We start from the raw sequence: 13,582 nt of genomic DNA, 5'->3' as shown, positions 1-13,582 counted from the left end.
GCGGGGCCGCCGCCCGGCCTGCTGGCATTCGACAATGGCCAGGCCGTTGGCTGGATGCAGATCGGGCCGCGCGCCGACGTGCCCGAATGGAACAACCAGGGCAGGGGTTCGGCGCCGGTCGATCCCACCGATGCCGCGGACCCCGCCGTGTGGGCGATCTCCTGCTTCTTCATCCGCTCCAGGGCGCGCGGCAAGGGCATCACGCATCGCCTCGTCGAAGGTGGCATCGACTTTGCCCGCGAGAACGGTGCGCGGCTGGTGGAGGCTTGTCCGATAGACCTGTCGAGGGATTCGCGTTCGATAGGGCTGTTCGTCGGCTCGTCGCGGGTTTTCGAGAAGGCTGGGTTCGAGAGGCTTGTGGAACGCAAGGCCGGCAGGCCCCTGATGCGGCTTGTGCTTTAGCGTCTGGCGAGCAACGCCGTGTCTTGCAGCTGTGATTGTATTTCCCTACCAGTGGCAGGGACGGTTATTGAAGCGGCGATAGAGAAGAGGATTAACATGAAGCGTGTATTGCCAGTTTTCTTTCTTCTTGCCTGCGGCGCGCCGGCTTTGGGCCAGACGGTCGACAGCCAAGGCGCCAAAAAGCTTTCCGACAATCTTGCGCATTATTTTGGCAGGACGCCGTTCGATATTGGTTTCGTAAAAATTTCGGTCGACGGTGATTCATACAGGCTCGCGTTCGATTTCAAACCCGTCGCGGATTTGCTGGCAAAACAGCAGACGCTCAAATTCGACCTGACGCCGTATTCATGTTGGCCAAGCCACGCGACGATGGGCGTTGGGAGGTTTCGGCGGAGACGCCGCTGAAAGGTTCATTTGATTTCACTGGTCCAGAAGGTCCGCAGCACATCGACCTATCCGTCTCAAACAACATGTTCGCGGCGGTCTATGATCCTGAACTGGCGGCCTTTGTAAGCGCCATGGGTTCCATGGACGCAATGACGATGAAGACGCGGGAGGCCAAGCAGCAGGCGGATGTGTCCGCTGGGACCGGCATCGCCACGATGACTTCGACAAAGTCGGCTAATGGCGGCGTCGATTTCACGGTGGCCGAAAAGATCCTGAGCTTTGCCGAAACGGTCAGGGTCAACGATCCCAAGACCGGGTTGGTTTTTTCGGCATCGGTATCGTCACCGGAGTTTTCGGTGGACGCCACGGGCACGGGGATCAAGACGAGATCGCTTCTCGACCTGCTTGCCTTCGCCGTCGCCAATGAGAGCGATGTCAAGTTCAAGGCGAATCAGGCCGAGTTCAAATCGCTGCTGCTTGCCGCGCTGCCAATCTGGGAAAGAGTGCAGGGGGCCTATGGCTTCAAGGATTTCGTCGTGGAGAGCCCGGTCGGCCGGTTCGGCGCGGCGCAGCTGAGAGTGGAGGGCGGCATCGACGGAATATCTCAGCACGGCAAGATCGATTACGCGATCAAGGCATCCGGCCTGACGATCCCGCGGCAGACGCTCCCCGGCTGGAGCGTTCCGTTGCTGCCGACGGACATCGATCTCAATTTCGGCGGCGCAAACATCGATCTCGACAGCATGGCAAGGAAGGCGATCGAAGCTTTTGACCTAAGAAAGACTCCGCCCCTGTCGAATGAGTTTGGAGGGGCGCTGAAGGCCGACTTCATGGCCAAGAACCCTAAATTCGTCATCGGCCACAGCACGGTGAAAAACAAGGACATCGAGATCGCGCTGGAAGGCGAGATGACGTTTCCCGGCGAGAAGCCGGACACAACCATGACCATCGATGTTTCCGGCTACGACACCATTGTGGCGGCCCTGCAGACGGCCGCAAAGACCGAGCCGGAATCAGCACAATTTTTTCCATTCGCACTGGCCGCCAAGGGATTTGCCAAGACATTGCCGGATGGCCGGCTTGAATGGGTCATCAACGCCAAGCCGGATGGTTCCATCCTCGTCAATGGGGCCATGTTGAAGGGCGCTGATCCCCTCTCCGAGGATAGCCCAGGTCAAGGCAATGGCGGCGATCTGGAAGACGGCGGCGGAGCGGGGTCGGAACCGAACCCCTGAGAACGGCGCTTACAGCCCCAGGGCCTGCTCGATCAGGGGTGCGGCTTCGTGCCAATCCTGGACGACGATGATGTCTTCGGGCATCGGCGGCAGGAAGGCGCGTAGCGAATTGTCTGCCATCAGATGGAAGAGATGCGCATCGTCGACCGAGTTGCGAGCTGAAATCAGATTGGGCGGCTGATCGTCGACGAAGGCGACAGGCCGGCCTTTCTTGCCGCGCAGTTTGGCCACCGCGGGCCCCTTGGCCATTTCGGTCGTCAGAAGCGGATAGTTCAGTCCGAGCGCGTCGAGATGGGCGCGACGCGTGGCTCGATGTTTGTGCGGCATGGCTGTCAGCATGATGATCTCGGCGCGGTCGCCCAATCCAGCCAGGGCAGTCGCGGCGCCATCGGTGATGCTTTGCCAGTCGGCCTGCGTGTGGAAGAACTCATCCAGCAGGGCGGTGACTTCAGGCTGTTCGACCAGTCGGCCGCTTTCGGTCTCGGCGATATTGCCGGTCAGGCGGAAGGAAGCGAAGGTCAGGCCGAAGCCGCGGGCCTTGAGGAAATTCGGGAAGGGCCGGATGAATTCAAGGACCACGTCATCGACATCGAGCACCAGCAACGGCCGATCATCGGCTGCCAGTTCCTCGATCTGGCGCGCTGTTTCGGGATCATCGCTCATGTCGAATGCTCATGGTTGTCGTCGCCGGTCGGCAACGCCCGCAGCGCCTTGCCGACGGCAGCCGGCGGCGTGCCGGTTTCCTCGGCGAAGCGCAGCAGCGTCGGCTCGTGGGCCAGAATGAATTGCAGCACGCCCGCAAGAAATCCCGGCTCCGTGGCTGCCTTGCGGATGGAATGGGACTCGATGCCAGTGATCGCCAGAAAGCGGGGCAGCAGTTCTGGATCGGAGGCGACAAAGCCCAGCGCCATGACGGCGATGTTTTCGGCCTCTTCACGCATTGACGCTGCGTTTGCCATCACTACCTTCGGTGAGCGGGATGAGTCTGTTTCCGCAGTAATCGCAAGCAGCCCTCGCGGCAAGCCGTCGGAGCGGCGTTCAAGTCGGAATCCGGTCAGCATTTTCAGCGGCGGGTTTCCGTTTCGTCAATTATATTGCCGTAAGTGATGCATGGTTTGGTGCGCCCGAGATCGGCGCATGACGGTTGCCTTTCGAACGGAAGGACGGCCGGGACGGGATATCGATGCCTAAGAAGGTCATGATCGTCGAGGACAACGAGCTCAATATGAAGCTCTTTCGGGACCTCATCGAAGCGAGCGGCTATGAGACGGTGCGCACCCGCAACGGTCTGGAAGCACTCGATCTGGCACGTCAGCACCGGCCTGACCTCATCTTGATGGATATCCAGCTGCCTGAAGTATCGGGGCTGGAAGTCACAAAATGGCTCAAGGAAGACGATGACCTGCACGTCATTCCGGTCATCGCGGTGACCGCTTTCGCCATGAAAGGCGATGAGGAGCGTATCCGCCAGGGCGGATGCGAGGCCTATATCTCGAAGCCGATCTCAGTGCCTCGTTTCATCGAGACCATCAAATCCTACCTGGGCGACGCCTGATGTATCCTTCGAGCCGATCCGGAGCCTTGTGAAATGACCGCGCGGATCCTCGTCGTCGACGATATCCCGGCTAATGTGAGGCTTCTGGAAGTCCGGTTGCTTGCCGAATATTTCGAGGTGCTGACCGCCTCCAACGGACCCGATGCCATCGAGACCTGCGAGAACGGCAAGGTCGATGTCGTGCTGCTCGACGTGATGATGCCCGACATGGACGGGTTCGAAGTCTGCCGGCGGCTGAAGAGCGATCCGGCCACGTCGCACATTCCGGTGGTGATGGTCACCGCGCTGGACCAGGTTTCCGACCGCGTGCGCGGGCTCGAGGCCGGCGCCGACGATTTCCTGACCAAGCCGGTCAACGACCTGCAACTGATGACCCGCGTCAAGAGCCTGGTCCGGCTGAAGTCGCTGACCGACGAGTTGCGGCTGCGCGCCTCGACGACACGCAACATCGGCATCGAAGAGTTGCTGAGCCGCAATTTCGCGTCGGAGGACACGACGCCGAGAGTGCTTTTGATCGACGAACGCAAATCATCGTTCGAGCGCATCCAGAAGATGCTGTGTGACCGTGCCGAGCTCGATATCGCCAACGATCCGCATGCCGGGTTCTTCCAGGCAGCGGAGACGCCCTACGAATGCGTGATCATCTCGACGGCCTTCTCGGATTTCGACCCGCTTCGGCTTTGTTCGCAATTGCGCTCGCTGGACCGCACACGCTTCGTTCCGATCATCCTGCTTGCGGAGGAGGGCGAGGAGGAGCGGATCATCCGGGGTCTCGAACTCGGCATCAACGATTATCTGATGCGGCCGATCGATCAGGAGGAACTGACGGCGCGGCTGCGCACGCAGGTGCGCCGCAAGCGCTACAACGATCAATTGCGCGCCAGCGTCACCCAGACCATCGAAATGGCGGTGACCGACGGGCTGACCGGACTGCACAATCGCCGTTATCTGGACAGCCATTTGCAGACGCTTTTCGATCGTGCCGTGGCGCGGCGGCGGCCGCTTTCGGTGATGATCACCGATCTGGACCGCTTCAAGTCGATCAATGACGCTTATGGCCATGACGGCGGCGACGAGGTGCTGCGGGAGTTTGCGCGGCGACTGCGCAAGAATGTCCGCGGGATCGATCTCGCCTGCCGCTTCGGCGGTGAAGAGTTTGTCGTGGTGATGCCGGATACCGACGGCGCGGTCGCCGAGAAGGTGGCCGAACGCATCCGCGCCGAGATCGCCCAGGCGCCTTTCTTCATCGGCCAGGATGGCAAGACCATCGAAGTCACGGTCAGCGTCGGCGTGTCATCAGTGCTGAAGGGCCTCGACACGGCTGCGGCGCTGATGAAGCGGGCCGACCTTGCGCTCTATGAAGCCAAGACCGGCGGGCGGAATCGTGTCGTCGCCAAGGCAGCCTGAAGGGTTCACCGGATTATTCCGTCAACCCGGCAAGGTTACCCATTTACCTTAATCCAAGTGATTCGCCGGCCTTGGTTAAGAAACTGTTGATTTTCATAAGCTGTTGCGCAAGTGTGCCGTCATGACGAAGCCGGCACGAGGCTAGGCAGCCGGCTCCATCCCCAGATACCCCATGATGCTCAGGTCCGCCGCATCTCCTGGGTCCGTGGGGTCGGCCGGCCGGCGCTGGCACATAGTGGCCTCCTCGTACCGCTGCCCAACGCCGACCGGCCCCCTTTGATTTCACGCATCAGCGAAAGCCCCGAAAGGGGCTTTTTTCATGCGCGGGAATAACGCTTGCCACCCAGTGTTGGCCTCAAGCACCTCTCTCATTTTGTACATATGGCGCACAGGGGGATTGCGGCAAGCCCCGTCCGTTCCCGTAAAACCGCGACCCAGTCAGCGGAAATGGGAGATGAGAATGGGTGTTGGGTCGCCGAAAGACGCATCGCGTCTGGATCATGCTGTGGTCATCGCCGGGGGCGGTCCGACCGGGCTGATGCTGGCCGGCGAACTCGCCTTGGCCGGCATCGATGTTGCCATCGTCGAGCGGCGCCCGAACCAGCACCTGAGCGGCGCGCGCGCGGGCGGCCTGCACGCACGCACCATCGAGGTGCTCGACCAACGCGGAATTGCCGACCGGTTTGTCTCGCAGGGGCAGCGCTTCCCGACCGTCGGCTTCCACATGATCCGGTTGGAGATCGACGATTTTCCCACGCGGCACAACTATCTGCTGGCGCTGCGGCAAAACCATATCGAGCGGATATTGGCCGATTGGATACGCGAATTGAAGGTGCCGATCTACTACGGACAGGAAGTCACAGCCTTCGCGCAGGATGATGACGGCGTCGACCTGGTTTTGTCCGGTGACCGACGGTTGAGGGCACAATACCTCGTCGGCTGCGACGGAGGACGCAGCACGATCCGCAAGGTGGCGGGCATCGAATTCGCGGGACATGATCCGACGATGAGCTGGATGATTGCCGAGGTCGCGATGTCTGGGGAACCGGTATTGGGCTTTCGCAGCGACGCCTACGGAATTCATGCGATGGGCAAGATCGAGGAGGGCGGCCGGGTGAGCGTCGTGCTGACCGAGAGGCAGCTGACGATCGGCGGTGAACCGACGCTGCGCGACCTCCGCGAGGCGCTCGTCGCGGTCTACGGAACCGATTTCGGGGTCCACAGCCCGACCTGGATCTCCCGGTTCATGGACACGACGCGCCAGGCTGCCGCTTACCGCGACAGACGCGTCCTGTTGGCCGGCGACGCCGCCCATATCCATCCGCCGATGGGCGGGCAGGGCCTTAACATTGGCCTGCAGGACGCGGTCAATCTGGGATGGAAGCTCGCCCAGGTGGTGAAGCGGATATCATCAGAAAGCCTTCTCGACAGCTATCACGCCGAGCGTCATCCGATCGGCGCCCGCGTCCTGCGCAATGCGATGGCCCAGGTTGCGCTTCGCCGCATGGATGCCAACACCAAGGCATTGAACGACATCTTTGCCGAACTTCTTGGCATGGAAGAGCCGCGCAAAAGGATCGCCGCGGAGATGTCGGGTCTGGGTATCCACTACGATCTCGGCGTGGGGCATCCGCTGCTTGGGCGGCGAATGCCCGACCTCGACCTGGTCACCGCCGGCGGTCCGGTCCGGGTCTTCAGCTTGCTGCATGACGCCCGGCCGGTGCTTCTCAACCTCGGTGAACCAGGCAGGCTGGACATAGCGCCCTGGGCGGATCGGGTTCGGCAGATCGACGCTTTGTATGCCGATGCCTGGGAGATTCCGGTGATCGGACCGGTCGCCTCGCCCGACGCCGTCTTGATCCGGCCTGATGGCTACGTGGCCTGGGTGGGGATTGGAACCGGGGAGGGCTTGCCGCGGCGCTGACCACCTGGTTCGGGCCGCCTGCCGCGAGTTAGCGACACGATCAGAGCTGGCGCGACCTCTCGATCGCGACATGTCGCGGCCTCGTGCCAGAAGTGCTCGCGACAATTGCACGGGTTTGGGCCGCCGACTGCTCGTTTCGGATGTTGACAGGCCTTCTCGTTCATGCAGAAATTGGTTGGACCATTGGACCACTTACCAGGAGGGAGTGTGGACCATAACAGCCTGCCACCCATCCACACGACGGCGCGCGACGACGCCGTGCTGAAGGCATTGGTGGGCTTTGTCGGCGCCGAAGCCTTGCAGCCAGGCGAAAAGCTTCCGACAGAACGCATCTTGGCTGAGCGGCTCAAGGTCAGCCGCAACACGGTGCGCGAGGCGCTGACGCGGTGGGAGGGGCTCGGGCTGGTCGAGCGCCGGCAAGGCAGCGGCACCTATCTCAGGGCGGCTGTATCGGCCGATATGCTGCACATGCCGCTGACGCTCGCCGGCGGCCATGATTTCACCAGCCTGATGCAAACACTGGAGATTCGCCGCGCGCTGGAGGCGGAGGCTGCCGCCCTGTGCGCGGAGCGCGCCAGCCCGGCCGATATCGCCGAGATCGAGCGCAAGCTCGATATCATGGAGCGGGCGTTCCGCACGCGTGACGGCATGTCGGCCGAAGAAGACTGGGAGTTCCACCAGGCGATCTACCGCGTCTCCGGCAATCCCCTTTTCGAACAGATCATCGCCGCCATGCACGAACTCTTCCATCGCTTCTGGGAGCATCCGCTCGGCGTGCGCGACTTTGGCCATGCCAGCTTTCCCTACCACCGCACCATCTATGAATGCATCGCGGCGCGTGACCCGCGGGGCGCCCGCGCCGAGGCACTCAAGCTGATCGCCACCGTCGAGGACGATTTGAAGCGCGGTGCGGCCAAACTCAAACTTCCGAGCCAGACATGAACGAGCATTCAACCGGTTTCGATCACGACTACCTTGCCGAGGCGGCGACGCTGTTGGCGCATGACGAGCCGTTCCCGGGCGGCGCCGTGGTGCCGCCGATCTACCAGACCTCGCTGTTCACCTTCGCCAATTATGCAGAGATGGCCGATACCTTTGCCGGCAAACGAAAGCAGCCGATCTATTCCCGCGGCGACAATCCGACGGTGATGGAGTTCGAGGCCCGCGTCGCCGCGCTCGAGGGTGCCGAGGCCGCGCGCGGCTTTTCCAGCGGCATGGCGGCGATCAGCGCCACCGTGCTTGCCTTCGTCGGCGCCGGCGAACGCATCGTGGCGGTGCGCAATTGCTACGGCGACGCGTACCGGCTGTTCGAGCGGTTGTTGCCACGGCTCAACATCAAGGTCGACTATGTCGACGGCTCCGATCCGGATGCGGTGGCGGCGGCACTTCCCGGCGCCAAGCTGCTCTATCTGGAAAGCCCGACATCGATGATGTTCGAGTTGCAGGACATCGCACATCTGACGCGGCTGGCCAAGGAGCACGGCATGGTCACCACGATCGACAATTCGTGGGCGACGCCGGTGTTCCAGAAGCCGATCACGCATGGCGTCGACCTCGTGCTGCACTCGGCCTCGAAATATCTCGGCGGCCACAGCGACACCGTCGCCGGCGTGGTGGCGGGTTCGGCCGCGCATATCAAGCAGATCAACGAGCAGACCTATTCCTATCTCGGTGGCAAGCTGTCGCCGTTCGAAGCCTGGCTTTTGCTGCGCGGCCTGCGCACGTTGCCGCTGCGCCTGCCTCACCACATGAAGAGCGGCCTCGCCATCGCCGAACGGCTGAAGGCGCATGCCAATGTCGAGCGGGTCAATCATCCCGTCTATTCGAACCACCCGGGCAAGGCGACGCTGGCCGGCTATGCCGGACTGTTCTCCTTCGAGGTGACGGACGATATCGACATCCCCGTCTTCGTCGACGCGCTGAAATATTTCCGCATCGGCGTCAGCTGGGGCGGGCACGAAAGCCTGGTCGTGCCGGCCAAGGCGTCGCTGGAGCAGACGCCGGGACTGAATTCGATGGCGCGCTTCGGCGTCAGCCCCCGAACCATCCGCTTCAATGTCGGATTGGAGAGTGTCGAAGACCTGTGGGCGGATGTTGCCCAGGCCTTCGAAAAAGCCAGAAAATAACAAGCGGGTTCAAAATGGGAGTCTTGAACATGAAGAAACTGACCGTCATGCTTGCCACCGTCGCGGGGCTGGCGATTTCCGCCGGGAGCGCGTTGGCCGATTCGACCCTCAAAATGGTCGAAGTCATCACCAGCCCGCCGCGCACCGAATTCCTGAAGAAGCAGATCGCGGAGTTCGAGGCAGCCAATCCGGGCATCAAGGTCGAGTTGGTCTCGCTGCCCTGGGGCCAGGCTTTCGAAAAATTCCTGACCATGGTGCAGGCCGGCGATACCCCTGACGTGGTGGAGATGCCGGAGCGCTGGATGGGCCTCTATGCCAACAACGCCCAGCTCGAGGACCTCGGCCCCTACATGGCCAAATGGGACGATGCCAAGACGCTGGGTGAGCGCGCCAAGCAGTTCGGCTCGACGGTCAACAACACGCAGTTCATGATCCCTTACGGCTACTACGTGAACGCGCTGTTCTGGAACAAGAAGCTATTTAAGGAAGCCGGTCTCGACGGTCCGCCGGCGACGCTGGAGGACTTCATCGCCGACTCGAAGAAGATCTCGGCCCTGCCGGGCAAATACGGCTACTGCCTGCGCGGCGGCCCGGGCGCCTTCAACGGCATGCACATGTTCATGAACATCGCCGCCGGCAAGGGAGGCTACTTCAACGAGGACGGTAGCTCGACGATCAATGACGAAGGTTCCGTCAAGGGCCTGCAGATGCTGGCCGACATGTACAAGGACGGACTGGCGCCGAAGGATGCCGTCAGCTGGGGTTTCAACGAGACGGTCACCGGCTTCTATTCCGGCACCTGCGCCATGCTCAACCAGGACCCGGACGCGCTGCTCGGCATTGCCGACAAGATGAGTGCCGACGACTTTGCCGTGGCGCCGTTGCCCGTCGGCCCGAGCGGCAAATCCTATCCGACGCTGGGCTATGCCGGCTGGGCGATGTTCGCCAATTCGCAGCACAAGGACGATGCCTGGAAGCTCATGGCGACGCTGCTGTCGCCAAAGGACAATCTCGAATGGGCCAAGGAAGTCGGCGTCGTGCCGATCCACAATGGCGCCGACCAGGATCCCCATTTCAAGACCGAGCAGTTCAAGGGCTGGTTCACCGAGCTCAGCGACACGTCCAAATATGAAATGGTGACGCCGCCGACGCATCTGGAAAACCTCGGCAATTTCGTCGACCAGGTGGCGATCAAGAATTTCCAGGAAGTGCTGCTTGGCCAGAAGACGGCAAAGGAGGTCGCCGACCAATGGGCCGCGTTCCTGACCAAGGAACAGCAGGACTGGCTGGCCAAGAACAAGAAGTAAGTGCAGCGCTTTCCTTCTCCCCGTTCACGGGGAGAAGGTGGCATGAAGTGACTGAAGAGGCGCGGCGCAATGCCTCGATAGGTTCGCGCTGCCGCTCATCTGCCTGCCGGCATCTTCTCCCCGTATAGTCACGGGGAGAAGGAGGCTGTACCCGACGCCCCTCCAGGGAGCCGACCATCACCTGATGACCTACGCCGTGTCCGAAATACGATCCGCCGGCAAACCGCGTCGCAAGCGGCTGTCGCATGCCGCAATCGAGCCGTGGCTTTATCTCAGTCCGGCAATCATCCTGCTGGTCGTGGTGCTGCTCGTGCCGCTGGTCATCGGCATCAGCTATTCCTTCCGCAAGTTCTCGGCCTTCAAGTCGGACTATGTCGGACTTGGCCAATATCAGGCGATGTTTTCCGATCAGGTGTTGGGACAGGCACTGGTCAATACGCTGTGGTGGACGGTCGCCAGCCTGTTCTTCCAATTCTTCCTCGGCCTTGGCCTTGCGCTGCTTCTGGACAAGCCTTTCTGGGGCCGCAAGGTGGTGCAGGCGCTTGTCTTCCTGCCTTGGGCCGTGCCCTCCTTCCTTTCGGGCCTGACCTGGGCCTGGCTGTTCAATCCGATCGTCGGCCCGCTGCCGCACTGGCTGTTCGCGTTGGGTCTCAGGGCCGAACCGACCACCAGCATCCTGTCCGATCCCTCGACGGCGATGTGGGGACCGATCATCGCCAATGTCTGGTTCGGCATTCCGTTCTTCGCCATCACTCTTCTGGCGGCGCTGAAGTCGATACCGTCGGAGTTGCACGAGGCGGCGGCGATCGACGGCGCTTCGCCGTGGCAAGGCTTCACCAAGGTCACGCTGCCGTTCCTGGCGCCGACCATCGCCATCACCGTCATGCTGCGCACCATCTGGATCGCCACCTTCGCCGACCTGATCTTCGTCATGACCGAGGGCGGACCGGCCGGCGCGACCAACACGGTGCCGGTCTACATCTATGTCAGCGCCTTCAAATCGCTCGACAAGGGCTATGCCTCGGCGGTCGCGGTGCTGCTGCTCGTCCTGCTCATTGCCTACGCGATCGCGCTGATCGTCATCCGCCGCTCACTGGTGAGGCACGTCTGATGATCGCCGGACGCTCAGCCTCGCAACGCATCTTCGGCGGCATCGGCCTCTACGCGGCGATCTCTGTCTACCTGATCTTCGCCCTGTTTCCGATCTACTGGACGCTGAAGATCTCGGTCACGCCGGAGCGGCTGCTCTATTCCGAAGGCGTCACCCTCTGGCCGTCGAGCATGACGTTGCAGAATTTCGTCACGGTGCTCGAGGCGACCGATTTCCCGCGCTATTTCCTCAACAGCGTCATCGTCTCGGTGTCGACGGCGGCCCTGGTGACGATCATCGCCACGCTTGCCGGCTACGCCATGTCGCGGTTCACCTTTCGCGGCAAGGCGACGCTGGCGCTGATGCTGCTTTTGACCCAGACGTTTCCGCTGGTGATGGTCATTCCGCCGATCTATCGGGTCATGGGACAGATCGGCCTGATCAACAGCCTGACGGGGCTGATCATCATTTACACCGCCTTCAACACGGCCTTCGCCACCTTCCTCATGCAGTCCTTCTTCGACGGCATTCCGAAGGATCTGGAAGAGGCAGCGATGATCGACGGCTGTACCCGTGCGCAGGCGATGCGCAAGGTGATCGTTCCGCTGACATTGCCGGGCATGGGTGCGACGCTCGGCTTCGTCTTCACCGCGGCCTGGAGCGAGCTTTTGTTCGCGCTCATGCTGATTTCCAGCGACGACCAGAAGACCTTTGCCGTCGGCCTGCTCACCTTCATCGGCAAGTTCGCCGTCGACTGGGGACAGATGATGGCGGCGTCGATCCTGGCGCTGATCCCGGTCTGCATCTTCTTCGCCTTCCTGCAACGCTATCTCGTCACCGGCCTGACCGCCGGCGCCGTCAAAGGATAGATCGATGGCTTCTGTCACGCTCGAAAAAGTCCGCAAGGATTATGGCGCGGTGCGCGTCCTGCACGCGGTGGACCTTGAAATCGCCGATGGCGAGTTCGTCGTCCTGGTCGGACCATCGGGTTGCGGCAAGTCGACCTTGCTGCGCATGATCGCCGGGCTGGAGGAGGCTTCCGGCGGCGAGATCCGCATCGGCGATCGTCTGGTCAACGACGTCGCGCCCAAGGACCGCGACATCGCCATGGTGTTCCAGTCCTACGCGCTCTACCCGCATATGGATGTCTCGAAGAACATGGGCTTCAGCCTGCTTCTCCGGAAGGCCGAAAAGACCACGATCGAGGCGAGGGTGGATGGCGCGGCCCAGCGCCTCGGGCTCGACACGTTCCTGCAGCGCCTGCCACGGCAATTGTCCGGTGGCCAGCGCCAGCGTGTCGCGATGGGCCGCGCGATCGTGCGCGATCCCAAGGTCTTCCTGTTCGACGAGCCGCTGTCGAACCTCGATGCCAAGCTGCGGGTCCACATGCGCGCAGAGATCAAGGCGCTGCACCAGCAACTGAAAACGACGTCGGTCTATGTCACGCATGACCAGATCGAGGCGATGACCATGGCCGACCGGATCGTCGTCATGCATGACGGCCTCATCCAGCAGGTCGGCGCGCCGCTCGACCTCTACGATCGGCCGGCCAATATGTTCGTCGCCGGTTTCATCGGTTCACCTGGCATGAACTTCCTGCCGGCGACGGTTCGCCAGGACGGGCGGTTGCAGGCCGTGCTCGCCGATGGCCAGGCGCTGCGGCTGCCAGAGGGTCTGCCGCTGACGGATGGAGACACGATTACCGTCGGCCTGCGGCCCGAGCATATCAGGCTTGACGATGATGGCGATCTGCAAGGCGGGGTGGGGGTGGTGGAGCCGCTCGGTCTTTCGACCCAGTTCTACGTCACGCTGGCCGGCCAGCAGCTTTGCGTCTTCGCCATGGGACGCGCTGGCGTGAAGCCTGGTGACACTGTGCGGCTTTCGGCCGATCCGGCGTCGCTGCATCTGTTCGATCCCAAAAGCGGCGATCGCATCGGGTGAGGGAAATCACCTGGGGCTGAAGGCCGTTTCAGCCCGCGGCCCCTGCCTTGAAAACAAAAACGCCGCCCGATGGGCGGCGTCTTGTTTGCAAAAGGGAAAACCAGATTACTTGATCTTGGTTTCCTTGAATTCGACGTGCTTCTTGGCGACCGGGTCGTACTTGCGGAACGACAGCTTGTCGGTCTTGGTACGGCTGTTCTTGCTGGTC

14 protein-coding genes and 1 pseudogene are annotated in these 13,582 nt (G+C 61.9%); 12 read left to right on the top strand and 3 right to left on the bottom strand.

All coding sequences use genetic code 11. The features are described from left to right. The 3 genes from WC739_RS20340 to WC739_RS20330 form a co-directional block, all read left to right on the top strand. Window positions 1–402, top strand: a 402-nt coding sequence (locus WC739_RS20340; RefSeq protein WP_372954816.1) for a GNAT family N-acetyltransferase, incomplete at its 5' end; no start/stop codon positions are given. A 96-nt stretch (window positions 403–498) separates the two neighbouring features. Then, window positions 499–807, top strand: coding sequence for a hypothetical protein (locus WC739_RS20335; RefSeq protein WP_372954815.1), 309 nt, complete (start codon window positions 499–501; stop codon window positions 805–807). 137 nt (window positions 808–944) lie between these two features. Next, window positions 945–2,024 carry a hypothetical protein gene (locus tag WC739_RS20330; protein ID WP_372954814.1) on the top strand — a complete coding sequence of 360 codons (1,080 nt, stop codon included), beginning with the start codon at window positions 945–947 and terminating at the stop codon, window positions 2,022–2,024. A 9-nt stretch (window positions 2,025–2,033) separates the two neighbouring features. On the opposite strand, the gene WC739_RS20325 is transcribed toward WC739_RS20330, so the two are convergent. Together WC739_RS20325 and WC739_RS20320 are read right to left on the bottom strand one after the other, a co-directional pair. Further along, on the bottom strand, window positions 2,034–2,687 hold the full coding sequence (locus WC739_RS20325; RefSeq protein ID WP_372954813.1) for a hypothetical protein: 654 nt from the start codon (window positions 2,685–2,687) through the stop codon (window positions 2,034–2,036). Beyond that, complete coding sequence (locus WC739_RS20320; protein ID WP_372954817.1) at window positions 2,684–2,983, bottom strand: DUF3572 domain-containing protein; 300 nt, start codon at window positions 2,981–2,983, stop codon at window positions 2,684–2,686. Before WC739_RS20320 ends, WC739_RS20325 begins: the two co-directional genes overlap by 4 nt. A gap of 224 nt (window positions 2,984–3,207) precedes the next feature. Here WC739_RS20320 and WC739_RS20315 point away from each other — a divergent pair, with 224 nt between their 5' ends. The 9 genes and pseudogenes from WC739_RS20315 to WC739_RS20275 all read left to right on the top strand — a co-directional run bounded on the left by WC739_RS20315 (window position 3,208) and on the right by WC739_RS20275 (window position 13,374). Then, complete coding sequence (locus WC739_RS20315; protein WP_006334976.1) at window positions 3,208–3,579, top strand: response regulator; 372 nt, start codon at window positions 3,208–3,210, stop codon at window positions 3,577–3,579. Window positions 3,580–3,612: 33 nt separating this feature from the next. Beyond that, the gene (locus WC739_RS20310; RefSeq protein ID WP_372954812.1) at window positions 3,613–4,986 is read left to right on the top strand and encodes a PleD family two-component system response regulator; all 1,374 of its coding nucleotides are present in this window, start codon (window positions 3,613–3,615) and stop codon (window positions 4,984–4,986) included. Between the two features lie 460 nt (window positions 4,987–5,446). Beyond that, window positions 5,447–6,942, top strand: a pseudogene (locus tag WC739_RS20305) (FAD-dependent monooxygenase). Window positions 6,943–7,072: 130 nt separating this feature from the next. Further along, on the top strand, window positions 7,073–7,852 hold the full coding sequence (locus WC739_RS20300; RefSeq protein WP_372954811.1) for a FadR/GntR family transcriptional regulator: 780 nt from the start codon (window positions 7,073–7,075) through the stop codon (window positions 7,850–7,852). Beyond that, window positions 7,849–9,036, top strand: coding sequence for a PLP-dependent transferase (locus WC739_RS20295; protein ID WP_372954810.1), 1,188 nt, complete (start codon window positions 7,849–7,851; stop codon window positions 9,034–9,036). Before WC739_RS20300 ends, WC739_RS20295 begins: the two co-directional genes overlap by 4 nt. Before the next feature lie 29 nt (window positions 9,037–9,065). Beyond that, window positions 9,066–10,343, top strand: coding sequence for a sugar ABC transporter substrate-binding protein (locus tag WC739_RS20290; protein WP_372954809.1), 1,278 nt, complete (start codon window positions 9,066–9,068; stop codon window positions 10,341–10,343). Between the two features lie 184 nt (window positions 10,344–10,527). After that, a complete protein-coding gene (locus WC739_RS20285) occupies window positions 10,528–11,454 on the top strand; it encodes a carbohydrate ABC transporter permease (RefSeq protein WP_372954808.1) in 927 nt (308 codons plus the stop codon). After that, a complete protein-coding gene (locus WC739_RS20280) occupies window positions 11,454–12,302 on the top strand; it encodes a carbohydrate ABC transporter permease (protein WP_372954807.1) in 849 nt (282 codons plus the stop codon). Before WC739_RS20285 ends, WC739_RS20280 begins: the two co-directional genes overlap by 1 nt. A 4-nt stretch (window positions 12,303–12,306) precedes the next feature. Next, window positions 12,307–13,374, top strand: a complete 1,068-nt coding sequence (locus WC739_RS20275; RefSeq protein ID WP_372954806.1) for an ABC transporter ATP-binding protein — start codon at window positions 12,307–12,309, stop codon at window positions 13,372–13,374. Window positions 13,375–13,479: 105 nt separating this feature from the next. Here WC739_RS20275 and rpmG read toward each other — a convergent pair. Then, window positions 13,480–13,582: 50S ribosomal protein L33 (gene rpmG / locus WC739_RS20270; protein ID WP_127418822.1), on the bottom strand; the 103-nt coding region annotated here is incomplete at its 5' end.

This window comes from Mesorhizobium sp. (assembly GCF_041661565.1).
Lineage (GTDB): Bacteria > Pseudomonadota > Alphaproteobacteria > Rhizobiales > Rhizobiaceae > Mesorhizobium.
Note: the sequence above shows the minus strand (reverse complement) of the source record. Positions and strands in the feature narration are given on the sequence as shown.